Here is a 23,995-nt window from a genome sequence, read left to right as displayed (position 1 = left end):
TTGTCGCAACCATGGCGCACTGCCCTCCATCCTGCGCCGCTCCTCGCGCCCGCGTCGGACGTCAGCCCGCGCGCTGCATCGCCGCTGCATAGCGTGCGACATGCGCATCGCTCGTCCCCAGCCGCTGTTCGATGGCGGTCGCGCGCTTGAAATAATGGCCGACGCGCAGCTCTTCGGTCATCCCCATCGCGCCATGCAGCTGTACCGCTTCCTGTGCGATCTTGCGGATCGCTTCATTCACGGTCGCCTTGGCCCCGGCACTCGCGCGCGCGTCGCGAGGCTTCAGGGCCGCAAGCAGCGCGGCTGCCGAGATCTCCTCGCGCAGCAGCAGCATGTCAACCATGCGGTGCTGGAGCGCCTGGAAGCTCGAGAGTGGCTGTCCGAACTGTCGGCGCTGGCGGGTATAGGCAAGCGTATCGTCGAGGAGAACCCGCGCGAGCCCCGCGGCCTCGGCGCACAGCGCGGCAACCGCGGCCTCGACCGCGGCATGTAGCGCCGCCTCGGCGTCGCGCCCGCGTCCGATCTCGCTCGCCGTATCGACCCGCACCCCGTCGAGGAGCAGGTCGGCGGCGGGTGCATCGTCGATCGCCCGATACGCGTGGAGCTTGTCGCACAGGGACGCCGGGCGAAGCTGAAAGATGCGCAGCTGCCCGCCCTCGTCGCGTGCGGGAAGCAAGATGTCGCTCGCCTCGGCGGCGAAGGGGACCGCGATCTTCCGGCCGATGAGCGCCCAGCCGCCCGGCGCAGCCATGGCGCGCGCACGGGTTGCGGCAATGTCGCCGCGGGTTTGCGGTTCTTCGATTGCGGTGATCACCAGCGCGTCGCCGCGCGCGATCGCTCTCGCGCGCGCATCCTCGCCCAGCGCAAGCAGCAGCGTCGCCGACAGGACATGGCAGTCGATGAAGGGTGTGACGGCAAGCGCCGCGCCCAGTTCCTCGGCGACGATCATCGCTGCGACGCGTCCGCCGCCGAAGCCGCCGACATGTTCGGGAAGCGGGGCGGCCCCGACCCCGATGGCTGCGTCGATTTCGCGCCACGCAGCGAGCTGCGCCTCGGCGCCGCGCAAGCCCCGCCGCTTCTCGAAGGGAAACCGCTGCGTCAGAAAGCGCGCGAGCGAATCGCGCAGCAGTCGCTCTTCCTCACTAAATTCCAGATCCATCCCCCGCCTATGCGGACAGAGGGATAAATTATCAAGCCTGATAATCCTTCACCAGTCCGGCCAGCAGCGTCTCGACGGTGTGTTTCCGGTAGCGGGCGTGCAAGTCATCGTCGGCGTGGGGCTTGCCCTCGAACACCACCTGCAGCGTCAGCCGGTTCGAGTAGAGGCCGTCGGCCGCACCGATCGTATTGAAGTAGAAGAGTTTGGGGTCGACCTTGCGAAACTCGCCGGCGGCGATGCCCTCCTCGATGATGCGTGCCTGTGCGCCTGCGATCTTCTTTAGCAGCTCGTCGCCAATGTGCCGCACCCGTTCGGGCTCGGCGTCACGGACCATATATTGGATCAGTCGGTTCAGGTAGGGAATGCGGTAATAGGTATCGAGGATGCCCTCGAGGTGAATGCGCATGCGTTCGGTCGCGGTCACGTTCAGCCGGAACAGGGCGTCGAGCTGGCGGATCGCCCGCATGACGTCGCGGTCGAGCAGGGCGGCGAGCATCCCTTCCTTGTCGCCGAAATAATAGCGGATCATCCCGTGATTCACGCCCGCGCGCGCCGCGATGTCGACGATGCCGACGTCGATCTTGTCCTGCTCGCGCATCAGGGCGCTCGCCGCATCGAGCAGGGCTTCTCGGATCGATCCGCGCGTCCGGCTTTCGGTTTTCTCGCTTGCGCTTGCCATCTCAGCTCCTTGGGGCTCGAAAGACCATCCCTCGCCCGAAATTGCAATTGCTGTTGCAATATCTATCAGCAATGATAACTATCACGTCTGATAAGAATCGTAAATGGGAGGGTTTGATGGGCATGACGGGACGGTCGCTTCTGTTGGCGGGAATCGGGATTGCAGCGCTTGCGACGGCGCCCGCCCAGGCGCAGGATGCGGAAAGAAACGAGGCGGTGACCGCGGACGACGGAGTGATCGTCGTGACCGCGCAGCGCCGCGCCGAGGCGATCAACGACATTGGCCTCGCGATCCAGGCCTTCTCAGGCGACACGCTCGAAAATCTGCGCGTGACCTCGACCGAGGATCTTCAGGCCGTGGTGCCCAGCCTCAACGTCTCGCGCGGTTATCAGGGGATTCCCATCTATACGCTGCGCGGGATCGGCTTCAACACGATCAACCTGTCGGCGACGTCGACTGTTGGAACCTATCAGGACGAAGTCGCACTCGCCTATCCCTTCATGAACAGCGGCCCGGTCTACGACCTTGAACGCGTCGAGGTGCTCAAAGGACCGCAAGGCACGCTCTATGGACGCAACACCACCGGCGGCCTCGTGAACTTCATTACAGCCAAGCCAAAGTTCGGCGAGTTTTCCGGCGGCGTCACGGTCGAGGGCGGCAGCCAGCAAACGCTCAACAGCGAAGCCTTCCTCAACATCCCGCTCGGCGACGCGGTCGCGGCGCGCTTCGCATTCCGCACCGAGGACAGTTGGGAGGGGTGGCAGCACAGCATTTCGCGGGACGAAAAGCTGGGCGAGGTGCATCGCTATGGCGGGCGGCTGACGGTCACCGCCGAACCCACCGACGGCATGAAGATCGAGATCGGGGCGAATGTGTGGGTCAACAAGTCCGACACCCTCGCGGGGCAGGCGGTGGGCTTCACGCCCAACACCAACCCCGCCAGCGGTACCATTTTCAGCCTCTTCAATGCACCCGGCCTGCCGCAATTTGTCGCGGACAACGCAGCCCGCTGGGATTCGAACAGTGCCGACTGGGCGCCGCGCTCGGTGCGGGGCGGGGATATCGGCATCGGCCCCGGCATCGACGGCCCCTTGAAGGAGGACAGCGATTTCGTCGGATTGCGCGGGCTCATCCAGTTCGATCTCACCGACGATCTGAGTTTCATTTCGCTCACCGGCTACAACCGCGTGAAGCGCAACGCCAAATATGACTGGAGCGGCGCCCCCTACGAGATCCTCATCCAGCACGCCGAAGGCCGCATCGAGAGTATCTCCCAGGAACTCCGCTTCCAGGGATCGACGGGTCCCGCCGACTGGGTGATCGGCGGCTATTACGCCAATGACACGCTCTCCGACACCAACCAGACGCTTCTCGGCCAGAATGCCAATGTCGGCGCGATCCGCGCGTTGATTCTCCAGCTCGACCTCTTGAACACACCGTTCAACGCGCCCGGCTACACTGCTCTCGACGTTGCGCAATCCTTCCGCACCTATCGCGATCAGGCGGCGTTCGACACCGAAACGTGGAGCCTGTTCGCAAGCGCCGACTGGCAGCTCAGCGAAACGCTGAAGCTCACCACGGGCATTCGCTACACGAAGGACCGGCAGGAATATGAAGGATGCTCGCGCTCGATTGGCGATTCGATGCTGCCCAACGTCAACCTGTTCAACCGCGCTTTCTTCTTCCAGGTCTACGGCGTCTTCACGCCACCCATTGCTGCGAACCAGTGCAACACCTTCGATGTCGACACCGGTCGTTTCGGCGCGGTCACCTCGACGCTGAAAGAGGATAATGTCGCGTGGCGCGGCGCGCTGACCTGGGATGCGGGGGACGATGCGCTGCTCTACGCCTCGGTATCGCGGGGCTACAAATCGGGCTCGACCCCGGTCAACGCGGCCAATATCGCGACGCAGAACCGCCCGGCGCGTCAGGAACAGCTCACGGCCTATGAAGTCGGCACCAAGCTTGGCCTTGCCGACCGGCGCATGCACCTCAATCTCGCGGCCTTCTATTATGATTATCGCGACAAGCAGCTTGCAGTCTATTTCGCCGACCCGATCTACACGACGCTGCTTCGGCTCGATAACATCCCAAAGTCGCGCGCCTATGGCCTCGACGGCGATCTCAGCATCGATGTGACCGACAGCCTGAACCTCAGCGTGGCAGCGACCTGGCTCAAGACCGAAATCCAGGGCTATGTCGGGATCAACGCGGCTGGCCAGCCGTTCGACTTCGGCGGTTTCGCCTTCCCTTACAGCCCCAAATTCTCAGGTGCGGCGACGCTCACCTATGACGCACCGGTCGGCGACAGGCTCGGGATCCGCGCGATCCTCAACGGCCGCTACCAGTCGAGGACGGGCAGCACGATCGAGGATTTCGAACCCCTCCAGATCAAGGGCTATGGCATTCTCAACGCCAGCCTCGGCCTCTACAGCCAGGACCGAAAATGGGACGTGTCGATCTGGGGCAAGAATATCACCGACACCTATTACTGGATGTCGGCGGCGACCAATGCGAACACGGCCGTACGCTTCCCGGGCCGCAGCCCGAGTTACGGCGTGACGGCGAAATTCAACTTCTGAACGCTTCGGGGCGGGCAGTATCCGTCCGCTTCCAAGCCTTAATGTGCAGCACCCATCGATATCTGCTTGGGACGCGGCGCACACCATACGGCGGCCGCGGCGATGAGGAAGACCACTCCTGCGGCGAGGAAGAGATGAAGGACCCCCAGCGTCGAGGCCTGGACCTCGACCATGCGGGTGACTGCGGCGCGTGCCTGTTCGAGCGTCAGCCCCGCCTGCTGGAGCTGGTCCATCGCGCCGCCGGCATCGTTCATGGTGGCAACGAGCTGCGCACGCGCGCTGGCGGTCGAATCGTCCCAAGCGGTGGTCGCGATAGCGGTGCCGATCGCGCCGCTCAGGGTGCGCAGAAAGCTCATCAGCCCCGCCGCACTGGTCTGGTCCTTCATCGGCACGCTCGATAGCGCAAGCGCGGTCAGCCCAACGAAGAAAAAGGGCATCCCAATCCCTTGCAATATGTGCGGCCAGGCGAGCGTCCAGTAATCGACATCGGCGGTCCAACCCGCGCGCAGGGTCGAGATGAAAGCCATCCACAATATGCCGGCACTGATCGTTATGCGAATGTCGATCCTGCCGATCGACCCCGCCGCAACAGGTGACAGAAGCACGGCAAATACCCCGAGCCAGGCGACGACGAAGCCGGTGTCGGTCGCGGTATAGCCTGCGACCTGCTGCAGCCACAAAGGGGTCAGCACGACCTGCGCAAAAAAAGCGCCGAAACCGAGTGATATGGCGATCGTCGCGAAGCTGAAACCGCGGAAGCGGAAGACGCGCAGATCGACGACCGGATTGGCGTCGGTCAGTTCCCAGATGACAAAGGCGATGAAGCTGATCGCGGCCACGATCGCGAGGCCGACGATCCAGGTCGAGCCAAACCAGTCATGCTCGCGCCCGGTGTCGAGCATGATCTGAAAGGCACCGACCGAGAGGACGAGGAGGATGAGCCCAATGGTATCGATGCGCGCCTTGACCCGCTTGGTCTCGAACCCGCCGAGCATGCTGCCAACACCGAAGGCACAGACTGCGACGACGGGGAGGTTGATGAAGAAGATCCACGGCCAGCTCCAATTGTCGCTGATCACGCCGCCCAGGATCGGCCCGAGAATCGGCGCCGTGGTCGTGGTCATGGCCCAGATGGCAAGGCCGACCCCGGCCTTCTCTTTGGGAAAGATACGCAGAAGCAGGATTTGCGATAGCGGCATCAGCGGTCCGCCTGACAGGCCCTGGAGGACGCGGAACAGAATCAGCGCATCGAGCGTGCGCGACACGCCGCAGAGGAAGGAGAAGAGGCCGAAGCCTGCGATCGAGATCAGGAACCAGCGAACCGTGCCAAAGCGCGCGGCGAGCCAGCCGGTAAGCGGGACACTGATGGCATCGGCGACGGCATAGCTCGTTATCACCCAGGTTCCCTGCGTCGGCGACACCGCAAGACCCCCCGCGATGTGCGGCACCGATACATTGGCAATGGTCGTGTCGAGCACCACGACGAAATTGGCGAGCGCAAGCGCGACGGCCGCGGCGATCAGCCGTACGCCCGAGAGCGGTTGCGGCTCCGCCGGGAGGGTCGGGGCGGCGGTGCTGGCCATTGTGTGTTACCGGCCGCGCGTGTCGATGGTTGCTTCCATCGACAGGCCGACGCGCAGCGGATGCGCCTTCAGTTCCTTGGGATCGAGCGCAATGCGCACCGGCAGACGTTGCACCACCTTCACCCAGTTTCCCGTCGCATTCTGGGCCGGGATAAGGGAGAAGGCTGCGCCGGTTCCGCCGGCGATCCCAACGACCTTGCCGTGATAGACAACGTCGCCGCCATAATAATCAGAGGTCAGTTCGACCGGTTGGCCGAGCCGGATCTTCTTGAACTGGCTTTCCTTGTAATTGGCGTCGACATAGGCGGCGTCGATCGGCACGATCACCATGATCGGCGCACCCGCGGCGATCCGCTGGCCGACCTGCACTTGCTTGTTCGTGACGATGCCATCCACCGGCGCCCGGATCACGGTCCGCGCAAGGTCGAGCTGAGCCTTTTCAACGCGCGCCTGTGCCGCCGCGACGTCCGGGGCGGTGTCGATCGTCGTGCCGCGCACGACCGCCTCCGCTGCACCGAGGTCGCCCGCGGCGGAACCGCGCGTCGCCTGCGCCGAGGTGACGCCCGCGGCTGCGAGGTCGCGGGCCGCCTGAGCCTGCTTTAGAGCCGCACGCGCCGCGGTCAGTTCTTCGCTCGATACCGCTCCGGTCCCGGCTATGCTCTCGCGCCGCGCCAGTTCAGCGCGAGCACGCTCGACGGTCGCCTCGGCGTCGCGCAGCCGTGCCCGCGCCTGTGCGATTTCCGCGCCGCGCGCTGCGACCCGCGAACGCGCAGCGTCAGCCGTCGCGTCGGCTTGACCGTAACGCTGGCGCGCTTGTCGCAGCGTGGCTTCGGCATCGGCTAGCGCGATGCGCTGGTCCGCGTCGTCGAGAATGACGAGGATGTCGCCCTTACGTACCGTCTGGGTGCCGCTGACGCGGACCTCTTTGACCGGTCCGGAGACGAGGGCCGTCACCGTCGCGCTGTCGGCGCCGACATAGGCGTTGTCCGTAGAGACGCGGCCGGCCTGGGTCAGAAAGTACCACAGACCCCATAGCGCCGCGATCGTGACGACGGCGATGGCGAGGATGCGGAGCAGCTTCTTGCGCTTCGCCAGCCTCGCTTCCTTCGCCTCGTCATGTTCACTGACTTCAGGGAGGGGAGCGGCTGCGTCCGTAGCCGTGTCGTCGGCCATCGTCATTCTCCTGTAGCGGTCGGGGCCCGGTAGCCGCCGCCAAGGGCGCGGATGAGGGCGATGTCGAGTGTCCGCTGGCGCGCTTCGAGGTCGGCGACCGAACGGCTCAGCGCAACCATGCTATCCTCAGCGGTCAGCTGGACGAGCTGATTGTCGAGACCCGCGCGATAGCGAAGTCCGGCGAGATTGGCGGCGGTCGCGGCGGCCGCGAGCGCGGCCCGGCGGTCGGCAAGCTGCTGCGCTGTCGCGGCCCGGCTCGCGACGATGTCGGCAACGTCGCGCAGTGCCGCGACAAGCGTGCCGTCATAACGTGCAACGGCGGCGTCATAGTCGGCGCGCGCACCGCGGTAGCGACCCTCGATACGCCCGCCCTCGAAGATCGGCAGCGTGATCGCGGCACCGCCGCTGCCATATTTGGATCCCGCGGCGAACAGGTTGCCGAGCCCGAGCGATTGAAAGCCGACGAGCGCCGAAAGGCTGATATTCGGGTAGAAATCGGCGCGTGCAACATCGATACGCTTCGCCGCGGCTTCGGCGCGGAGCCGCGCCGCGACGATATCGGGACGCCGCCCGATCAGCTCGATCCCGGCCCCTGCGGGCAAGTCGACCGTGGGGGCGGCGAGCTTCGGGCGGTCGATCGTCCGGCCGCGGTCGGGTCCAGCGCCAACGAGCGCGGCGATCCGGTTGCGGGTCAGCGCGATCGCTTCCTCCAGCGCAGCAATGTCGGCGCGCGCCGAAGCGACGCGGCTGTCGGCCTGGCTGGCGCTTGCCTGATTGTCGAGCCCTGCGCGCGTGCGGTTGGCGGACAGCTGCGCGCTCGCACTGCGCACGCGCAGCGCCTCGCGCGCGACGTCGAGCGCTGCATATTGTCCTGCAAGATCGGCGTAGGCCGCGGCGACGCCGGTCGTCAGGATCAGGCGTGCCTGCGCCGCATCGACGCGCGCCGCTTCGGCCTCGGAGGTTGCGGCGGCAAGCGCGGCCCGGTTCCGGCCCCAAAGGTCGAGATCAAAGGAAAAGGTCGCAGCGACGTGACCAGTATCCTGAATGCCGTCGGGGACAAACTGCGGCGGAATACCCATCGTCTTGCTCTGCTGGACGCCCCCGGCGCTCGCTTCGGCGCCGAGGCGCGGCATGAGCGCGGCGCCCGCCTGCTGCGCGAGCGCATCGGCGGCGCGAACGCGCGCGGCTGCTGCTGCGATGTCGGGCGAACCCGCGAGCCCTTCGGCGATCAGCGTGTCGAGCTGGCTATCGCCCCATTCTTGCCACCAGTCCTCGACGGGCCACACGCCCGCTGCATCGGCAAAGGACGCATCGGATGCGAGCGACTCGGGCGCCGCCGGTACCGGCCTGGGGCCGAGGTCGGGCGCTGAGCAGCCTGCCAGCAGGCCGAAAAGCGCGGTTGTCGTCAAAATGAAACGAGGCATGGCATCCAACGATACTAGCTGGTATCATGCGCCCATTAACGGCAGGAGTGGGGTTGTCAATCAAAATGATACCAGTCAGTACGGTTTCAAGCGACGATGCGACCGCGGCGCGGCGCAAGGCCTTTGTCGATGCGGCCCGCGAGGCATTCTTTGCGAACGGCTACGCGGGGACCACCATGTCGTCGATCGCGGGAAAGGTCGGTGGGTCGAAGACAACATTGTGGACCTACTTCCCCTCAAAGGAGGCGCTGTTCGAGGCGGTTGTCGATGATATCGTCCAATATTATGGCGCGGCGCTTCAGGTCGAATTGCCGGTCGACGAAGATGTGCTTCCCGTTCTTCGCCGCTTTTGCAGGGTGCTCGTCACGACGCTGACCTCCGACCCGCTGCTCGCGCTCTACCAGCTTGTCATTGGCGAGGCGCGCCGCTTCCCCCATTTGGCCCAGACCTTCTATGATCGGGGCCCCCGACGCGGAAAGGCGCGGCTCGCTGTGTGGATCACCGCGAAAATGGACCGCGGCGAGCTGCGTCGCGGGGATCCACTGCAAGCGGTCTATCACCTCGCCGGGCTTTGCCAGTCGGGACTCTTCCAGTTTACGCTGCTCAACCTCGCCGAGGCGCGCCGCATCGGCAGCGACCGGATCGAGGCCGAGATCGACGCGGCGCTCGACACCTTCTATCGCGCCTGGGGACCGGAACGCTGATCAGCTTCACCGCAGCGCTGAAAGGTCGGCCGGCGTGTTGAGGTTGGCGAGCGGCACGCCTGCTTCGATGCCTTCCATTCCTGCCTGGGCTGCCCAGCGCCACACGGCCCGATCGCGGCCCTCGAGCAGATAGTCCGCCAGGGGCCCAGCGAGCGCCGCGGGCCAGCAGCCGATGATGGGCGCTTCGACCAAGTAGCGGCCAGGACCTGGACGACAGAGACGATCGAGCAGCCTGGCATCAAGTCGCGGCATGTCACAGCCCAGCGACAGCACGGCGTCATGTCCGGCCTCGGCAGCGTAGTGAAGCGCAGCGCAGAGGCCGCCGAGCGGGCCCAGTCCCGGCGCCGGACGGTCGCGCAGATGGGGCAGCGTCAAGGGACTGTGGCTGCGGCCGCAGACGATCACCTCGTCGCTATGCCGCGCGAGGACGGCCGCGGCATGGACGATCAGCGGCTGTCCCTCCCAGACCGCGAGCGCCTTGTCGCTGCCAAAGCGGCGCGATTGTCCGCCGGCGAGGATCGCGGCAAGGCGCGTCACGCGAGCCGGGCCATTGCGAAAGACAGGGCCTCGCCGCGCAAAGTCGTTTGCCCGGTCCTGCCTTGCTGCCGCGATTGCGCGCTGACCATTAGCCTTGCAATTGGCATTCTTCGCATCCGAATCATGTTTGCACCTGCCTTGGTCCCGATAGCCGGTGCCGCAGGCCCGGGCGATCCTCACAATAGTCTCTGGCGCGTTCACGCCGCGCCGATCGAACGAAAGGAGGGCGCCTCGCGATCGCGGCCTGGCCGCGTTTCGGCCATAGCATTTCTGCGCCTATCGATCACCGACCGGCAGATCTCACGATCGTGAGATGCTTCTCAGGACTGAGGGTGAAAAATATTGGATTGAAGTTATGCATTCATCTTGATGCATATTTCTTTCACAATTGGGCGCGTTATCCTCTATGGATCGCGTTCGGTGGGGCAATGGGGGCGGCGCTGGAGCGGAATCCAACGCGCCTGAGGGGTCTTATATGCAGCAATTTTCGAATCTCGAGATTTCCGAGATCAAGTCGCGGATCGACCAAATCCAGCAGTTGCTTGTCAGCCGCACCGCGGCGCCGGCCGAGCGCGATTCCGGGGCTATCCCCACACCCCCCGACATGGTCGAACGGATCGCGTTCAACATAGAGATGCGGCGACTGCGCCGAGGCCATTTTCCTGGGGCTCAAATGGCGGGGGCGAACTGGGACATGATGCTCGACCTCATGCTCGCGCGCGTCCACGGGCGCCAGCTCAGCGCAAGCGACCTCGCGACGGGCGCCGAGGTTCCCCTGTCCTCAGGTCTCCGCATGATCGCGGCTCTCGAGCAACAAGGCTATGTCCAGCGTACGCTTGACGAGAGGGATCGCCGACGCTCGATCGTGCGGCTGACCGACGAGGGCGTCTCGCGGATGACGGCCTTTTTTGATGCTGTAACCAACGCCTGGCTCGATCGGCAGCGTCGCGCGGCATAACCGCACATCTTCATTCGGTCATCGCGCGCATCATGGCTTCGATGCGCGTCATGGCGTCGCGCTTGATCTGGCACACGCGCGCCGCACTGACGTCGAGGGTGACGCCGATCTCCTGCAGATTGAGCTCCTCGAAGAAATAGAGCTGAAGTACAAGCTGCTCGCGTTCGGGAAGCGCGGTGATGCACGCTCGCAGCGCTGCGAGCGTGCTCTCCTGCTCGCAGGTCTCGCTCGCATTCGCTTCGTCGGCGATCAGAAAGGCACCGCCCTCCGTCAAGTCGTCGAGCGAGGTCGAGCGGCCGTGGGTCGCGTTCCGTTCGAAAGCGAAATATTCCTCTGCCGACATGGCGAAGGCTTCCGCCATTTCGGCGGTGGTCGGCGCGCGCATCAGCTGCTGCTCAAGCATGCGGCGCACCGATTGCAGCCGCTTGCCTGCCGCAATCGCCGAGCGACCCACGTCGGCTTCGCGCCGTAGCTGGTCGATCATCGCGCCGCGAATCCGAGTCGAGGCATAGGTGGCAAAGGCGTATCCGCGTTCTTCATAATGACGGCTCGCCTCGATCAGCGCGATCAGGCCGATCTGGATCAGGTCGTCGAGCTCGTTCGTGCGCGCCACGCGCGAGAAAATCTGCCACGCGATCTTGCGCACCAGCGGCGCATATTCCTCGACCAGCGACTCGACGCTCTCACCATAGCCGTGCGTCTTCAGGGCCTGCGCGGCGTGAAGGGCGGCAGCCCCCGCGCCGAATTGTTCGGAGGGCTCAAATCTCATGAGGTTCATCCTTCATCTCATCGGCGTCGTCATGGCCCAGGCGCGCGGGCTCGGCGCCGATCGTCGCGACGATTTCGGTGGCCTTGTTCGCCGGAATCTCGAGGTAGGAGATCACCGCGACATCGGGGAAAGTCGCGCGCACGAGCCGCGACAGGGCCGAGCGGCAGATCGGTGAGGCGACGAGCGCAAAGCTGCGCGTCGAGAGCAGCAAGGGTTCGACTGCCTGCCCGATCTCGCCAAGAATCTTCATGGCCATGCCATGTTCGAACGGCCACTCGGCGCCCGGATTGGCGCGCACCGCCTGGTTGAGCAGCATCTCGACCTCGGGGTTGAAGGTGACGACGGGAAGCGGCATGCGCGCGGGCACGATTGTCTGGATGATCAGCGCACCGATGCGCTGGCGCACCGCCTCGACCAGTTCGACGTCGCCGAGCTGTTGCCCTGCAAGCGTCACCATCGCCTCGGCGATCTTGCGGAAATCGCGCAACGGCACCCGCTCCTCGAGCAGGGCCCGGCAAAGTCCCGCGACGCGCGGCAGCGCATAGCTTTGCGGGCTGAGATTCTGCGCGAGCTGCGGATAGTGGAGCTTCAAATGATCGATCAGCGCCTGCGCATCGTCGAGCCCGAACAGTTCGGACGCCGAGGCGATGATGCTGTTGTTGAGATGTGTGGCCACCACGGTCGCGGGATCGACGACGGTGTAGCCTGCGGCGATCGCGTCATTCTGGCTGCTCTTGGGAATCCACAACGCGTCAAGACCGAAGGTCGGGTCCTTGCACGGACGTCCGCTGACCTGGGTGACGAGATCGCCGGAGTCGAGTGCGAGCAGTTCGTTCGGGAATATTTCGTCCTCACCGACGATCACTCCGGCGACCGAGATACGATAGGCATTGCCGGGCAGCGACAGATCGTCCGCGACCTTGACCGCAGGGATGACGAAACCGAGTTCCTTCGACAGTTGCTTGCGAATGCCGGTGATGCGTCCCATCAGCGGCGCGCCTTTGCGTTCGTCGACCAGCGCGACGAGTGCATAGCCGATTTCGAGCTGGCACGGGCTCGCCTCGCTGACGTCGGCCCATTCGATATGGTGCGGATCGGCTGCGGGAAGGGCGGGCGGCGGAGCAGCGTCCGCGACGGCGGCCGCCCGCCGCATCTGCCAACCCAGCGCGAGCGCGAGCGCAGCCGCGGGCAGGATCAGCATCTGCGGCATCGCCGGGACAAGGCCAAGGATAAAGAGAATGCCGCCCACCGCCATCCACACCTGGGGGGAGGCGAACTGGCTGCCGATCTGGCCCGAGAGATCGAGCGGAGAATTGACCCGGGTGACGATCGCAGCCGCGGCGATCGACAGCAGCAGCGCGGGGATCTGCGCGACGAGCGCGTCGCCGATCGCGAGCGTCACGTAGGTGCTCCCGGCCTGGGAGAAGGAGAGGCCGTGGCTCGCCATCCCGAGAATCAGCCCGCCCACGATGTTGACGAACAGAATCAAGAGGCCAGCGACCGCGTCGCCCTTCACGAATTTCGAGGCACCGTCCATCGAGCCATAGAAGTCGGCCTCGGTGGCGACTTCCTGGCGCCGCGCCTTTGCTTCCTCAGGGGTCAGCAGGCCGGCGTTGAGGTCGGCGTCGATCGCCATCTGCTTCCCCGGCAGCGCATCGAGCGTGAAACGCGCCGACACTTCGGACACGCGCCCGGCGCCCTTGGTGATAACGACGAGGTTGATGATCATCAGCACGACAAAGACGAACAGACCCACGACATAGTCGCCGCCGATCAGCACCTGGCCGAACGCCTCGATGACATGGCCCGCGGACGCGGTGCCCTCGTGACCGTGGACGAGGACGACGCGCGTCGAGGCGACATTGAGCGCAAGGCGGAAAAGCGTCGCGAGGAGAAGCACGGTCGGAAAGGCCGAAAAGTCGAGCGGTTTCGACGCCGAGAGGGCGACCATGAGGATCGCGAGGCTGATCATGATGTTGCCGATGAAGCTGATATCGAGAATCGTCGGCGAAACCGGGATCACCATCAGCGCGACCAGGATCAGCATCCCCACGGGCAGTGCGGCGGCCCCGGCGACGCGGCCAATCTGACGGAGGGCGAGCGAGGGCGTCATGCCGCGCCTCCCAGCGACGCGAGCCGCTGATAGGCCTGGGCGGCAAAGCCCATCGACAGTTTCTTTGGCATCGGCTGTATTTCCATCATCTGGAGCGGTGGGCGAGCGCCGCCACCCGCAGCGGCGGCGCTCGCCGTCTGGGCGTGCCAGCGGCTTGGGGCGGCGGGCTGGTAGGGAGCGAGGTCGATTGTGTCACCGTCCTCGGAAAGCTTCGCGGCAAAGCGCGCGCGGATTTCGCCGAGGCTGCGCATGCTGCCGTCGGCGGCGTAGAATATCGAGCGGTTCGCCGCCGCCGCCTCGGGCAGCATCGCAGCGCCGGGCTGATCGGGGTTTGCCTCCCATGCCGAGAGGAAGCGGGTCGCACCGCTGCTGCCGAGAAAATGCGCGAGGTAAAGATCGACCGGTTCCATCGCGCGGCCGAAGCGACTTTCGAGCGCGGCCCGATTATCGGCGGTCAGCGCCGCCGCCATGCTCGAGGCCGCGCCGGGATCGTCGCGAAGCGCGAGAATCTGTGCGCGCAGCGCCGGGTCTGCGACCGATAACCGGCCCGATGCGTCGCGGCCGATCGCGTCGGCGGCCCAGCCAAGTCCGTGCGCCGTGCCGTGACGCTGCAGCGTCGCAAGCCAGGTCTGACGGGTGAACTGAAACAGGCCGCGCGCGGACGAGGTTGGTGCCTGCGCCGTTGGGTTGAAGCGGCTTTCGACGCGCGCGACATCGATCAGATAGTCAAAGTCGATGCCCGTACGCGACGACGCATCCTGCACCGCCGCCAACACGCTGTTGGCGCCGGAGGCCTGGGGCACGAGAGGATTGATCGACATCATTTGCATGGTTCCGCTGGTTCGCGAAACCAAAAGCAATTATCGTGCCACTTCTTGAATGATTAATTTAATAGCTGGTTTTCAGTATCTTAGTGCCATGCCGCGGGGTGCCGACCCGCGCAGCGCATGGTTTCTGTCAATCCGCTGACGGGTCCAGTCCTTGAGAAGGTTGACGCGGATCGCCGCGGCTTCGAGTTGCTTCAGCACGTCTGCAATCAGCACGCGTGCCTCCCCTTCGCTGCCCGCCGGGATGGGTGCGCTGCGGAACAGAATGACAGCGGTTGCGAGCGCTTCGGATGCGGCGATGATCGCCCCGGGGTCCTGCCCATCGAGCGCGCCGACGAGCGCGCCGAGCCGCACGTGCATTTCGTCGATGTGCATCAGCATGCGGGGCTTCCCCGGTAAAAGTCGAGCATCGCGCGCGCCGTGGCATCAGCGTCGACGCGGTAGCTTCCCGACGCGATCGCGGTACGCAGGCTCGCGACGCGCGCCGTGTCGAGCGGCGGACCCTCCTCGATGATTGCGCGGGTCAGGCCGACCAATCGGCCGACGGGTTCGGTTTCGCTGGCTGGCGGCATCACGGGGGCAGTGCGCGCGGCGCCCGCCGATCCGGCGCCGATCTTGCGCACGGCCGCGGGGCGCATCACGCCTGCAACCTGCGGTCCGATCTTGCTGTCACCCGCCATGCTGGGCCTCCATCCTTGCGCCGTCCGAAAAGCGACGGACGCCTATGATGGGGTTTAACGGCGGTCCAGCGCGGCGATTAAGCGGTCGGCGCTGAAAATTTTGGCGGCAAAATGGAGGCGTCGGAAAGCCGACAGTCACACCTGCCGGCTCTTCCCGGGGAGAGGAGCGCCGCGAGCGGCCCATTTTCTCTCCAAGCAAAGGCTGCAGCCTTGGCAGTTGAGCAAGATCGCACGGCGCTATTGCGGGGAACGCGATACGGTCTCAATCCTGGAGCAAGGCGCGGCCAGGACCAGTGACCGTCGCGCTCAGGCTGCGATTGCCATCGCCCCTTAGCGCGATCGTCTCGCCAACGCGGCCGTCTTCCGCCGCAACGGCGCTATAGTGGATGGCGAAATTTTCACTCTCGATCGAGACGCGGACATTGTCGCCGCGGCGGATCACCGGGGCGGCGGGTTTCGCATAGCTTGCGGGGGCGAACCCGGGCGCGCCACCCGCGCCGCCCATCATCGCAACGCGCACGCGCCAGCCGAGCGAGGCGCAGCGGACAGCGAGCGTCTGCGCGTCGATCGCAGTGATCGAGGCTTTTTCGGGGCAACGCTGAAGTTTGATGCGGCGGTCGATCGGGGCGGCCGTGCGTCCCATCGCAGCGGCAACCGTCGCGGTTTGCGCGTCGATCGCCTGCCAGTCCTCCATGGCTTGCTGGGCATGCGCGGCAGGAATGCAGAGCGCAATAGCGGCAAGGCCGGCAAAGAGCCGGATTGTCATGGTTTCATCTCCTGTGGCCCAAATGGTCGCCGAGAGGGTTGCAGGATGCGTGCCAATCCCGGTTTCCGGCGGGGCGGACGAGGTCGCGGAACGGGCATTGTCAATCTTTTGACGAGGGCGTGTGGGGGCGTTGCAAGGACCCCCTCGCGCCGGCCGGAAAGGCAAAGAAATCCGTCGCTAAGCCAATTTGGCATGGCGATTGCATAACGTCCCCCGTGATTTTTCCGCGTGCCTCGCGCCGGCAGCCGCCGGCCGCAAGCAGCGGCGAAAGGAAGGAATGGACAATGGCATCCGAAAAGCTCTTCGGCCTGCATGCGACGGCGCTCCAGCTGCGCAACCAGCGCATGATGATGCTCGCCTCGAACATCGCCAATGCCGCCACGCCCAATTACAAGGCCCGCGACCTCGATTTTGCGAAAGCGCTCGATCTTGCGCAGGATGGGGCATCGACCGAGGCCGCGATCCAGTATCGCGTCCCGGTCCAGTCATCGCTCGACGGCAATACGGTCGAAATGGCGACCGAACAGACAGCCTTTGCTGAAAATGCGCTCGCCTATCGCTCCAGCCTCGCCTTTCTGCAGGGACGCATCGGCACATTGACGCGCGCGCTCAAGGGAGAGTGACGATGGCGAACCTCTCGATCTTCGACATCAGCGGCCGCGCCATGTCCGCGCAGCTCGTCCGCCTCAACACCACCGCCTCGAACCTGGCCAACGCCGGTACCGTCGCGGGCAGCGAGGCAGGCGCCTATCGCTCGATGAAGCCCGTGTTTCGCACCGTGATGGACGGGGCTGGCCGCGCAACCGTTGCGGTCGACCAGGTGGTGACGTCGAAGATGGCGCCATCGAAGCGGCACGATCCCGACAATCCGCTTGCCGATGCCGAGGGAAACGTCTGGGAAGCCGCGGTCGATAGCGCTGCCGAGCTGGTCGAGATGGTCGAAACCTCGCGCCAGTATCAGAACAATGTTCAGGTCCTCGACACCGCAAAGAGCCTGATCAACGAAACGCTGCGGTTGGGGCAATAATCATGGCAATAAACGCGATAACCGGCGGCTCGCCCGCACCGACGACCACGAGCGTGCAGCAGATGGGGCAGAGCGATTTCCTGCGCCTGATGACCGCGCAGCTTTCGCAGCAGGACCCGTTCAACCCGGTCGATAACCAGCAGATGGTCGCGCAGATGGCGCAATTCTCCAGCCTCGCGGGCATTTCGGAGACCAATGCGACGCTTCAGCAGATTTCCGACCAGCTTCGGGCGCAGACCGCGCTGCTCGAGGAAATTCGCGCAAATACCCCGGCCGCGCCGGCCCCCGCATCCACCCAGGAAGGATAAGACCATGTCATTCTATACGTCGCTTTCGGGCCTCAAGGGCGCCCAGACCGAAATGTCGGTCATCTCGAACAATATCGCCAATGCCGGCTCGATCGGTTTCAAGCGCAGCGCTGCCCAGTTCGGCGACATTTTTGCCTCCTCGCCGAACCAGTCGACCCGGACCGTCGCGGGACAGGGCACGCGCCTCAACGGCATTACCCAGCAGTTCACGCAGGGCTCGTACGAAACGAGCGAGAAGACCCTCGACATGGCGATCGTGGGTGAGGGCTTTTTCGTCGTCAAGGGTGCACCCCCCTCGAACGCGGTCACCTATTCGCGCAACGGCGCCTTTACGCCGCTCGAGGATGGGCGCGTCGTCGACACGATCGGATCGACGCTGCAGCTGCTGCCGGTTGACGCCGACGGCAATGTTACCGACCGCACCCTCGGCGCTGCCTATGACCTGGTGATTCCGAAGGCATCGCCCGACAATCCCGATGCCGCGCTGGTCAACGTTTCGGTTGGGACCGACGGCCTCGTCACCGCGACCTTCGCCGACGGATCGGAACAGACGCTGGGCAAGGTCGCAATGGCGTCCTTTCCGGCCACCGAAGGGCTGCGTCCCATTGGCGACGCGCACTGGCAGTCGACGGGCGAAAGCGGCCAGCCGGTGATCGATTCGCCGGGCAGCGGCTCGATGGGCGCGGTGCGCTCGGGCGCCATCGAGCGGTCGAACGTCGATATCACCGAGGAGCTGGTGATGCTGATCGCCGCGCAGCGCAATTTCCAGGCCAACGCGAAGGCGATCGAAGGCGCCTCGGCGCTGACCAAGACCGTCATCAACATGAATTGACCGGCATCTAGCCGTCTGCCCGGAGCCCGATCATGGACCGCGTCATCTATACCAGCCTTACCGCGATGCGGGGCAGCATGGCCCGGCAGACGGCGATCGCCAACAATCTTGCCAACGTCAACACGCCGGGCTTTCGCGGCGAAATCGCGGAGGCGCAGACGATCTGGTTGCAGGGCAGCGGGATCGGCGGGCGCGCGGTGTCGTCGGAAGAAGTGGTCGGCGCCGACATGCGTGCCGGCACGATCGCCGCGACCGGGCGCGATCTCGACGTCGCGCTGCGCGGCGACGCGATGCTGGTCGTCCAGGCGCCGAACGGCGAAGAGAGCTATACGCGGCGCGGCGATCTGATGATCGGGGCGTCGGGCCTTCTCGCCACCGGCGACGGCCACCCGGTTCAGGGGGCGCAGGGGCCGATCACGATTCCCGCCGCCGATGCGGTCAAGATCGACGAAGAGGGGCGCGTCTGGGTCGTGCCCGCGGGCGGCGATCCTGAAAATCCGCAGCAGGTCGACCGGCTGCGTATCGCGAGCCCCGCAGGCTCGGACATCGTCAAGGGCCTCGACGGGCTGTTTCGCGTGCGGAACGGCGGCATCCTGCCCGACGATCCCGAAGCGCGGCTCGTCACGGGCTCGCTTGAAGGCTCGAACGTCACCGCGACGACTGCGCTCGTCGAGATGATCGAGGCGAGCAAGAGCTGGGATTCACAGCTCAAGCTGATCAGTGACGCGCGCGACATGGATAGCGCGACCGCCAATCTGATGCAGCTTCCCCGTTAAGGAGACAATGAATGAGCTTCGGTGCCCTACATGTCGCGCGAACCGGACTGGATGCCCAGAGCTTCCGGATGCAGGTGATCGCGAACAACCTCGCCAACGTGAATACGACTGGCTTCAAGCGCGATCGCGCCAATTTCGAAACCCTGTCGTATCAGATGATGACCCAGCCAGGCGCGACCTCGGCGGCCGACAACCGCTATGCAACGGGCCTCAACCTCGGCACGGGCGTCGAACTCGCCGGCACGTCGCGCGTCGACACGCAGGGCAGCTTCGCCACGACCGGAAATGCGCTCGACATGGCGATCGACGGCGCGGGCTTCTTTCAGGTCCAGATGCCCGACGGGCGTATCGGTTACACCCGGGCGGGCAACTTCAACCGCGCGCCCGACGGGACGATCGTGACGTCGGACGGCAAGCCGCTGATCCCGCAGATCCAGGTTCCCGAGGATGCAACCGCAATTTCGGTCGGCACCGACGGTACCGTTTCGGCGATGGTGCCGGGTCAGGGCGACGCGGTCGAACTTGGCCGTATCGAGCTTGCACGCTTTGCCAATCCTTCGGGCATGCAGGCGATCGGCGACAATCTGCTCGTCGAGACCGCCGCCTCGGGTGCGCCGCAGGTCGGCGCCGCCGGCGAGGAAGGGCGCGGCTTCCTGCGCGGCGGGATGCTCGAGGGATCGAATGTCAACGTCGTCGAGGAGCTCGTCGACATGATCGAGACCCAGCGCGCCTATGAGGTCAATTCGAAGATGATCCAGGCCACTGACGAGATGATGAAAAATGCGACGCAGACTCTCTAGCGCGCTGATCCTCGCGCTCGCCGCCGCGCCGCATGGTGCAGGCGCCAAGGACAAGATCCCCGAGGACGCCTTCGCAGCGACCGCGCCAGCTCCAGCGGCGCCGCCGCCGCCGAACGGGGCGATCTTCCAGGGGGGCTATGTCGCGCTCACCTCGGGCGGCCGCGCCGGGCGGGTCGGCGACATTGTCACCATCCAGCTCGTCGAGCGCACCGTTGCATCGAAAAGCAATGCGGCTGGTACGCAGCGCGGGGGCAGCCTTGGTCTCACCCCGCCGAGCACAGGCCCCCTCTCGCTTTTCTCGCCCAGCGACATCGGCATGGGTGGCAGCAACCAATTCAAGGGGAAGGGCGAAGCCTCGCAGTCGAACCAGCTTGCTGGCGAGATCAGCGTGACGATAGCCGAAGTCTATCCGAATGGCACGATGCTGGTGAAGGGCGAGAAGCTGCTCACTCTCAACCGCGGCGATGAACGTGTCCAGATCTCGGGACTGATCCGCGCGATCGATATCGGCCCCGATAATCGGGTCGCTTCGACGCGCGTCGCCGATGCCAACATCCGGTACGTCGGCAAGGGTGAGATCGCTCGTGCCAGCCGCCAGGGATGGCTGCAGCGCTTCTTCTCCATCATCAGCCCCTTCTGACGCTTTCGAGGACCGATATTGTGACCCAGCGTTCCATCCTTCTCTTCCTTCTTGCCCTCCTCGTCGCGGGCCTCGGCCTGACCGCCCCCGCCTCGGCGGCGCGGATCAAGGATATGGGCCAGTTCCAGGGCATGCGTTCGAACCAGCTTACCGGGTACGGCATCGTCGTCGGGCTTGCGGGCACGGGCGACGACAGCCTCGATTATTCGACGCTCGGAATGAAGGGCGCAGTTTCGCGCTTCGGTCTTACGCTGCCGCCAGGGGTCAATCCTGCGCTCAAGAACGCAGCCGCGGTCATGATTACCGCCGAGCTGCCCGCGTTCGCAAAGCCCGGTCAACGGCTCGACGTCACTGTCTCGGCGATCGGCAAGGCAAAGAGCCTGCGCGGCGGGACGCTCGTTCTCGCGCCGCTCTATGGTGCCGACGGACAGATTTATGCGATGGCACAGGGCAACCTCGTCATCGGGGGACTCGGCGTCGACGCGTCCGACGGGTCGAAACTGACGGTCAACGTGCCCTCGAGCGGCCGCATCGCGAACGGCGCGACGATCGAGCGCGCGGTCGATACCGGCTTTGCCTATGGCGACCGGCTGATCTTCAACCTTCATCAGTTCGACGCAACCAATGCGAAGCGCGTCACCGACGCGATCAATGGCGCGCTCGGACCAGGCGCTGCGACGATGGTCGACGGCGCGAGCATATCGATCCGCGCCGGCGGCAGCGGGGACGACCGCATGCGGCTCGTCTCGCTCGTCGAGAATCTCGACGTTGTGCGTGCCGACCCGCCTGCGCGCGTGATTGTGAACGCGCGGACCGGTACCGTCGTGATCAACGGCGCGGTCCGCGTCGGCACGGCTGCCGTCACGCAGGGCAAGCTCACCGTGTCGATCAAGGAATCGCCGACGGTGGTGCAGCCTGCCCCCTTCAGCCGCGGCCAGACGGCGATCGAGCCCTCGAGCGACATCCAGGCGTCGGAGGAATACCGCCCCGCCTTCCTGATGAAGCCCACCGCCTCGCTTGCCGAGCTCGTTGATGCGATCAATCGCATGGGCGTTCCGCCGGGCGACCTCGTTGCCATTCTCGAAGCGCTGTCCCAAGCGGGCGCGCTCACAGCCGAACTGGTGATCATATGATGACGACCTCCATTTCAAAGCCCGTGCTATCTGCCGTTCCGGCCGCGGCCACGCCCCAGCTTGCCGGTGGCGGCGGGGATGGCCTGCGCAAGGCAGCCGAAGCCTTCGAAGCGGTAATTCTCCGCCAGCTGATGGCGTCGATGCGCCAGGCGAAGCTTGGAGATGATATCTTCGGGTCGAGCGCGACCGAGAATTTTCGGGAAATGGCCGATGCGCGCACCGCCGATTCGATCGCGTCGATGCGCCAGTTCGGAATCGCTTCGATGGTCGAGGCGCAGTTCCGCGCCCGGGTCGCGCCGAGCAGCGCATCCGGTCGAGGCGGGAGCGTGCAATGAGCGACCTGCTCGGCATCGGCGCCAGCGGGCTGCGCGCCTATTCGGCCGCGCTTGCGACGATCGGCGACAATATCGCCAATGCGCAATCGCCGGGCTATGCGCGGCGCACGCTGCAATTGCGCGCGGCGCAGGTGGCCGGCGGCGACACCCCTTTCGTCAGAGGGAACATTCGCCCCGGCGGTGTCGACATCAACGGCATCAGTCGCTCGGTCGACGCCTGGCTGATCGAGGATGCGCGAATCTCTTCAGGCGGTGCGGAGCGAACAGCAGCGCGGCTCGCCTGGATGGACCGGGTCGAAAGTGCGCTCAGCGATGATACCAACGGCATCGCCTCGGGGCTGACCAGCCTTTTTACGACGGCCGACCAGCTGACAGCCGACCCCGCGAACCGGACGCTGCGCAGCCAGTTCCTGCAGGCCGCCGACGATATCGCGTCGGGTTTTCGCACGGCGGCGGGCCAGCTTTCCAATATGGCAGACGGCATTGCCGGGGCCGCGGCAAGCGAAGTCGAGACCTTCAATGCCAATCTGGACGCGCTGGAGGCGATCAATATCGGTCTACGCAAGGCGCGCCCCGGCTCGACCGGTGAGGCGAGCCTGCTCGACGAACGCGACCGGCTGCTCGACACCCTCTCGGCCCACGCCGGGGTTTCTGTGAGTTTCGACGACCGCGGCGCGGCGACGCTGCGCGTCTCCGGGAGCGGCGAACTCTTGGTTGGAGGCGGCGAGGTGCACCGGATTGCGGTGACCACCGGCGCTGACGGCCGGCTCTCGTTCAGCGTTGAGGGCGGCGCGACCCTCGACACTGCCACGGGGTCGCTTGCGGGGCTTAGCGAGGCGGCGAATCATGTCGCCGACCAGCGCGTCGCACTCGACTCGATGGCAGTCGATTTTGCGGGGCAGCTCAACGCCGCGCATCAGGCAGGGATCGACGCCAACGGCAATTCCGGCGAGCCGCTCTTCACCGGCGCCACGGCCGCGACCCTCGCCATCACGGCGCTGTCCCCTGATCAGGTCGCCGCCGCGGACGCGGCGGGCAGCAATGGTAATATGCTTGCGCTCGGCGCCATGCGGGGAGCGAACGACCCCGAGGCCAGATGGTCGGGGTTCCTCGCCACGCAGGCACAGGCAACGGCCTCGGCGCGTGCGCAGGATGCCGCCGCTGCAACCCGCGCCGATGCTGCAAACGCCGCTCGCTCGGCCGTCAGCGAGATCGATCTCGATCGCGAAGCGGGCGACCTGCTGCGCTTCCAGCAGGCTTATTCAGCCGCGGCACGCACGATCCAGGTCGCGCGCGAGACCATGCAAACCCTGCTCAACGCGATCTAAAGGAAAGGCGACTCCCATGATCAACGCCACGGGCAATCGCATGACGCGCGAAATTGCACGCCAGTCGCAACTTGCCGACAGGATCAACGATCTTCAGATCCAGGTGTCGAGTGGCAAGCGCCTGCAGCGCGCCTCGGACGATCCCGTCGCGGCACGCCGCATCGCCACGATCGGGATCGCGCAGGCGAGCGCGACGACCTGGGCCGCCAATGTTGCAAGCGCGAGCGCGCAGGTGTCGCAGGCCGATGCTGCGCTGGGTTCGGTCAGCAATCTGCTCGTGCGCGCGCGTGAACTCGCCCTCTCGGCCGCGAGCGGGACGATGAACTCTGCGGACCGCGCCAGCGTCGCGTCCGAGCTTGCGGGAATTGCCGACGAGATCGACGGACTCGCTGCAAGCCGCGATGCGAACGGCGAGGCGCTGTTTGCCCCGGGCGCTGCGAAGGTCGTGCGCTTCGACGCCGACATCAGCTTCGCGCCGGTACCCTCGGCCGCGGAGGCGTTCGTTGTCGGCGACAACCCGCTCTCGACCGGGCTGCGCGATGCCGCGGCGGCGATCGCTTCGGGGGATATGGGCGCGATCAACGCCGCGCTCGGTACGCTGGCGGCCAGCATCACGCATGTGGCGGATCAGCGCGCGGCGGTCGGTCTTGCCGGCGGGCGGCTCGAACGGATCGGCGACGGGCTCGCAGCGCGCGACATCGTGCTTGCCGACGAGCGCTCGACGATCGAGGATACCGACCTCTCGGTCGCGATTGCCCAGCTCCACGCGACGAATCTGACGCTCGAGGCGGCCCAGGCCTCCTTTGCACGGATCAACCGCCAGACCTTGTTCGATATTTTGGGCTGATGCCCTCAAGTTTTC

The 23,995-nt window shown here is 65.5% G+C and carries 26 protein-coding genes; 14 read left to right on the top strand and 12 right to left on the bottom strand.

Annotated elements, in window-relative coordinates; translation table 11 throughout:
• Positions 1-61: 61 nt before the first annotated feature.
• Together LH20_RS18740 and LH20_RS18735 are read right to left on the bottom strand one after the other, a co-directional pair.
• Positions 62-1,159, bottom strand: a complete 1,098-nt coding sequence (locus LH20_RS18740; RefSeq protein WP_053555537.1) for an acyl-CoA dehydrogenase family protein — start codon at positions 1,157-1,159, stop codon at positions 62-64.
• 31 nt (positions 1,160-1,190) lie between these two features.
• Positions 1,191-1,838, bottom strand: a complete 648-nt coding sequence (locus LH20_RS18735; RefSeq protein ID WP_053555536.1) for a TetR family transcriptional regulator — start codon at positions 1,836-1,838, stop codon at positions 1,191-1,193.
• A 122-nt stretch (positions 1,839-1,960) separates the two neighbouring features.
• Here LH20_RS18735 and LH20_RS18730 point away from each other — a divergent pair, with 122 nt between their 5' ends.
• Complete coding sequence (locus LH20_RS18730; protein ID WP_053556376.1) at positions 1,961-4,420, top strand: TonB-dependent receptor; 2,460 nt, start codon at positions 1,961-1,963, stop codon at positions 4,418-4,420.
• 38 nt (positions 4,421-4,458) lie between these two features.
• Here LH20_RS18730 and LH20_RS18725 read toward each other — a convergent pair whose 3' ends face one another.
• Genes LH20_RS18725 through LH20_RS18715 form a run of 3 tightly spaced genes read right to left on the bottom strand, consistent with a single transcriptional unit; the run spans position 4,459 to position 8,600 of the window.
• Positions 4,459-6,003 (bottom strand): DHA2 family efflux MFS transporter permease subunit, encoded by a 1,545-nt coding sequence (locus tag LH20_RS18725; RefSeq protein ID WP_053555535.1) that lies wholly within the window; start codon positions 6,001-6,003, stop codon positions 4,459-4,461.
• 6 nt (positions 6,004-6,009) lie between these two features.
• Positions 6,010-7,176, bottom strand: coding sequence for an HlyD family secretion protein (locus tag LH20_RS18720; RefSeq protein WP_053555534.1), 1,167 nt, complete (start codon positions 7,174-7,176; stop codon positions 6,010-6,012).
• Between the two features lie 2 nt (positions 7,177-7,178).
• Positions 7,179-8,600: an efflux transporter outer membrane subunit gene (locus LH20_RS18715; protein WP_053555533.1), complete on the bottom strand. Its 1,422-nt coding sequence runs from the start codon at positions 8,598-8,600 to the stop codon at positions 7,179-7,181.
• 65 nt (positions 8,601-8,665) lie between these two features.
• On the opposite strand from LH20_RS18715, the gene LH20_RS18710 reads away from it, so the two are divergent.
• Positions 8,666-9,304: a TetR/AcrR family transcriptional regulator C-terminal domain-containing protein gene (locus tag LH20_RS18710; protein WP_235527026.1), complete on the top strand. Its 639-nt coding sequence runs from the start codon at positions 8,666-8,668 to the stop codon at positions 9,302-9,304.
• A gap of 6 nt (positions 9,305-9,310) precedes the next feature.
• Here the strand turns inward: LH20_RS18710 and mobA are convergent, their stop codons facing one another.
• Positions 9,311-9,841: a molybdenum cofactor guanylyltransferase gene (mobA, locus tag LH20_RS18705; RefSeq protein WP_053556375.1), complete on the bottom strand. Its 531-nt coding sequence runs from the start codon at positions 9,839-9,841 to the stop codon at positions 9,311-9,313.
• 475 nt (positions 9,842-10,316) lie between these two features.
• Between mobA and LH20_RS18700 the strand changes: the two genes are divergently transcribed.
• Positions 10,317-10,799, top strand: coding sequence for a winged helix DNA-binding protein (locus LH20_RS18700; protein WP_053555531.1), 483 nt, complete (start codon positions 10,317-10,319; stop codon positions 10,797-10,799).
• A gap of 10 nt (positions 10,800-10,809) precedes the next feature.
• Here LH20_RS18700 and LH20_RS18695 read toward each other — a convergent pair whose 3' ends face one another.
• The 6 genes from LH20_RS18695 to LH20_RS18670 all read right to left on the bottom strand — a co-directional run bounded on the left by LH20_RS18695 (position 10,810) and on the right by LH20_RS18670 (position 15,954).
• Complete coding sequence (locus LH20_RS18695; protein ID WP_053555530.1) at positions 10,810-11,568, bottom strand: sigma-70 family RNA polymerase sigma factor; 759 nt, start codon at positions 11,566-11,568, stop codon at positions 10,810-10,812.
• Positions 11,558-13,681: a flagellar biosynthesis protein FlhA gene (gene flhA, locus LH20_RS18690; protein ID WP_053555529.1), complete on the bottom strand. Its 2,124-nt coding sequence runs from the start codon at positions 13,679-13,681 to the stop codon at positions 11,558-11,560. The genes LH20_RS18695 and flhA overlap by 11 nt, the downstream gene beginning before the upstream one ends.
• The gene (locus LH20_RS18685) at positions 13,678-14,511 is read right to left on the bottom strand and encodes a transglycosylase SLT domain-containing protein (protein ID WP_053556374.1); all 834 of its coding nucleotides are present in this window, start codon (positions 14,509-14,511) and stop codon (positions 13,678-13,680) included. The genes flhA and LH20_RS18685 overlap by 4 nt, the downstream gene beginning before the upstream one ends.
• Before the next feature lie 72 nt (positions 14,512-14,583).
• On the bottom strand, positions 14,584-14,883 hold the full coding sequence (locus tag LH20_RS18680) for a hypothetical protein (RefSeq protein WP_235527024.1): 300 nt from the start codon (positions 14,881-14,883) through the stop codon (positions 14,584-14,586).
• Positions 14,883-15,188: a flagellar biosynthesis anti-sigma factor FlgM gene (gene flgM / locus LH20_RS18675; RefSeq protein ID WP_053555527.1), complete on the bottom strand. Its 306-nt coding sequence runs from the start codon at positions 15,186-15,188 to the stop codon at positions 14,883-14,885. The genes LH20_RS18680 and flgM overlap by 1 nt, the downstream gene beginning before the upstream one ends.
• 262 nt (positions 15,189-15,450) lie before the next feature.
• A complete protein-coding gene (locus LH20_RS18670; RefSeq protein WP_053555526.1) occupies positions 15,451-15,954 on the bottom strand; it encodes a flagella basal body P-ring formation protein FlgA in 504 nt (167 codons plus the stop codon).
• A gap of 284 nt (positions 15,955-16,238) precedes the next feature.
• Between LH20_RS18670 and LH20_RS18665 the strand changes: the two genes are divergently transcribed.
• From LH20_RS18665 to LH20_RS18615, 11 genes are read left to right on the top strand one after another with little or no spacing between them, the layout of a single operon-like run.
• Complete coding sequence (locus LH20_RS18665) at positions 16,239-16,577, top strand: flagellar basal body rod protein FlgB (RefSeq protein ID WP_053555525.1); 339 nt, start codon at positions 16,239-16,241, stop codon at positions 16,575-16,577.
• Between the two features lie 2 nt (positions 16,578-16,579).
• Entirely contained in the window at positions 16,580-16,981 is a 402-nt protein-coding gene (flgC, locus tag LH20_RS18660) for a flagellar basal body rod protein FlgC (protein WP_053555524.1), read from the top strand.
• Between the two features lie 2 nt (positions 16,982-16,983).
• Positions 16,984-17,289 carry a flagellar hook assembly protein FlgD gene (locus LH20_RS18655; protein WP_053555523.1) on the top strand — a complete coding sequence of 102 codons (306 nt, stop codon included), beginning with the start codon at positions 16,984-16,986 and terminating at the stop codon, positions 17,287-17,289.
• 4 nt (positions 17,290-17,293) lie between these two features.
• Positions 17,294-18,121 (top strand): flagellar hook-basal body complex protein, encoded by an 828-nt coding sequence (locus LH20_RS18650; RefSeq protein WP_053555522.1) that lies wholly within the window; start codon positions 17,294-17,296, stop codon positions 18,119-18,121.
• A gap of 32 nt (positions 18,122-18,153) precedes the next feature.
• The gene (locus tag LH20_RS18645) at positions 18,154-18,897 is read left to right on the top strand and encodes a flagellar basal body rod protein FlgF (RefSeq protein ID WP_053555521.1); all 744 of its coding nucleotides are present in this window, start codon (positions 18,154-18,156) and stop codon (positions 18,895-18,897) included.
• 11 nt (positions 18,898-18,908) lie between these two features.
• Positions 18,909-19,697, top strand: a complete 789-nt coding sequence (gene flgG / locus LH20_RS18640; RefSeq protein WP_053555520.1) for a flagellar basal-body rod protein FlgG — start codon at positions 18,909-18,911, stop codon at positions 19,695-19,697.
• The gene (locus LH20_RS18635; protein WP_053555519.1) at positions 19,678-20,337 is read left to right on the top strand and encodes a flagellar basal body L-ring protein FlgH; all 660 of its coding nucleotides are present in this window, start codon (positions 19,678-19,680) and stop codon (positions 20,335-20,337) included. Before flgG ends, LH20_RS18635 begins: the two co-directional genes overlap by 20 nt.
• 20 nt (positions 20,338-20,357) lie before the next feature.
• Complete coding sequence (locus tag LH20_RS18630) at positions 20,358-21,470, top strand: flagellar basal body P-ring protein FlgI (protein ID WP_053556373.1); 1,113 nt, start codon at positions 20,358-20,360, stop codon at positions 21,468-21,470.
• Positions 21,470-21,805 carry a rod-binding protein gene (locus tag LH20_RS18625; RefSeq protein ID WP_083455613.1) on the top strand — a complete coding sequence of 112 codons (336 nt, stop codon included), beginning with the start codon at positions 21,470-21,472 and terminating at the stop codon, positions 21,803-21,805. Before LH20_RS18630 ends, LH20_RS18625 begins: the two co-directional genes overlap by 1 nt.
• The gene (gene flgK / locus LH20_RS18620; RefSeq protein ID WP_053555518.1) at positions 21,802-23,133 is read left to right on the top strand and encodes a flagellar hook-associated protein FlgK; all 1,332 of its coding nucleotides are present in this window, start codon (positions 21,802-21,804) and stop codon (positions 23,131-23,133) included. Before LH20_RS18625 ends, flgK begins: the two co-directional genes overlap by 4 nt.
• Positions 23,134-23,149: 16 nt before the next feature.
• Positions 23,150-23,980, top strand: coding sequence for a flagellin N-terminal helical domain-containing protein (locus LH20_RS18615; RefSeq protein WP_053555517.1), 831 nt, complete (start codon positions 23,150-23,152; stop codon positions 23,978-23,980).
• Positions 23,981-23,995 lie beyond the last annotated feature (15 nt).

Source organism: Sphingopyxis sp. 113P3 (assembly GCF_001278035.1).
Lineage (GTDB): Bacteria > Pseudomonadota > Alphaproteobacteria > Sphingomonadales > Sphingomonadaceae > Sphingopyxis.
This window is presented reverse-complemented; position numbering and strand designations above follow the sequence as displayed.

Bases quoted from the DNA above. Each gene is read 5' to 3' on its own strand.
- LH20_RS18650 (WP_053555522.1), top strand. From the start codon at position 17,294: ATGTCATTCTATACGTCGCTTTCGGGCCTCAAGGGCGCCCAGACCGAA.
- LH20_RS18720 (WP_053555534.1), bottom strand. From the start codon at position 7,176: ATGGCCGACGACACGGCTACGGACGCAGCCGCTCCCCTCCCTGAAGTC.
- flgM (WP_053555527.1), bottom strand. From the start codon at position 15,188: ATGGCGGGTGACAGCAAGATCGGACCGCAGGTTGCAGGCGTGATGCGC.
- flgC (WP_053555524.1), top strand. From the start codon at position 16,580: ATGGCGAACCTCTCGATCTTCGACATCAGCGGCCGCGCCATGTCCGCG.
- LH20_RS18740 (WP_053555537.1), bottom strand. From the start codon at position 1,159: ATGGATCTGGAATTTAGTGAGGAAGAGCGACTGCTGCGCGATTCGCTC.
- LH20_RS18710 (WP_235527026.1), top strand. From the start codon at position 8,666: ATGATACCAGTCAGTACGGTTTCAAGCGACGATGCGACCGCGGCGCGG.
- LH20_RS18655 (WP_053555523.1), top strand. From the start codon at position 16,984: ATGGCAATAAACGCGATAACCGGCGGCTCGCCCGCACCGACGACCACG.
- LH20_RS18670 (WP_053555526.1), bottom strand. From the start codon at position 15,954: ATGACAATCCGGCTCTTTGCCGGCCTTGCCGCTATTGCGCTCTGCATT.
- flhA (WP_053555529.1), bottom strand. From the start codon at position 13,681: ATGACGCCCTCGCTCGCCCTCCGTCAGATTGGCCGCGTCGCCGGGGCC.
- LH20_RS18735 (WP_053555536.1), bottom strand. From the start codon at position 1,838: ATGGCAAGCGCAAGCGAGAAAACCGAAAGCCGGACGCGCGGATCGATC.
- LH20_RS18625 (WP_083455613.1), top strand. From the start codon at position 21,470: ATGACGACCTCCATTTCAAAGCCCGTGCTATCTGCCGTTCCGGCCGCG.
- LH20_RS18730 (WP_053556376.1), top strand. From the start codon at position 1,961: ATGACGGGACGGTCGCTTCTGTTGGCGGGAATCGGGATTGCAGCGCTT.
- LH20_RS18645 (WP_053555521.1), top strand. From the start codon at position 18,154: ATGGACCGCGTCATCTATACCAGCCTTACCGCGATGCGGGGCAGCATG.
- flgK (WP_053555518.1), top strand. From the start codon at position 21,802: ATGAGCGACCTGCTCGGCATCGGCGCCAGCGGGCTGCGCGCCTATTCG.
- LH20_RS18665 (WP_053555525.1), top strand. From the start codon at position 16,239: ATGGCATCCGAAAAGCTCTTCGGCCTGCATGCGACGGCGCTCCAGCTG.
- LH20_RS18680 (WP_235527024.1), bottom strand. From the start codon at position 14,883: ATGCACATCGACGAAATGCACGTGCGGCTCGGCGCGCTCGTCGGCGCG.
- LH20_RS18615 (WP_053555517.1), top strand. From the start codon at position 23,150: ATGATCAACGCCACGGGCAATCGCATGACGCGCGAAATTGCACGCCAG.
- LH20_RS18695 (WP_053555530.1), bottom strand. From the start codon at position 11,568: ATGAGATTTGAGCCCTCCGAACAATTCGGCGCGGGGGCTGCCGCCCTT.
- flgG (WP_053555520.1), top strand. From the start codon at position 18,909: ATGAGCTTCGGTGCCCTACATGTCGCGCGAACCGGACTGGATGCCCAG.
- LH20_RS18700 (WP_053555531.1), top strand. From the start codon at position 10,317: ATGCAGCAATTTTCGAATCTCGAGATTTCCGAGATCAAGTCGCGGATC.
- LH20_RS18725 (WP_053555535.1), bottom strand. From the start codon at position 6,003: ATGGCCAGCACCGCCGCCCCGACCCTCCCGGCGGAGCCGCAACCGCTC.
- LH20_RS18635 (WP_053555519.1), top strand. From the start codon at position 19,678: ATGCGACGCAGACTCTCTAGCGCGCTGATCCTCGCGCTCGCCGCCGCG.
- LH20_RS18685 (WP_053556374.1), bottom strand. From the start codon at position 14,511: ATGCAAATGATGTCGATCAATCCTCTCGTGCCCCAGGCCTCCGGCGCC.
- LH20_RS18715 (WP_053555533.1), bottom strand. From the start codon at position 8,600: ATGCCTCGTTTCATTTTGACGACAACCGCGCTTTTCGGCCTGCTGGCA.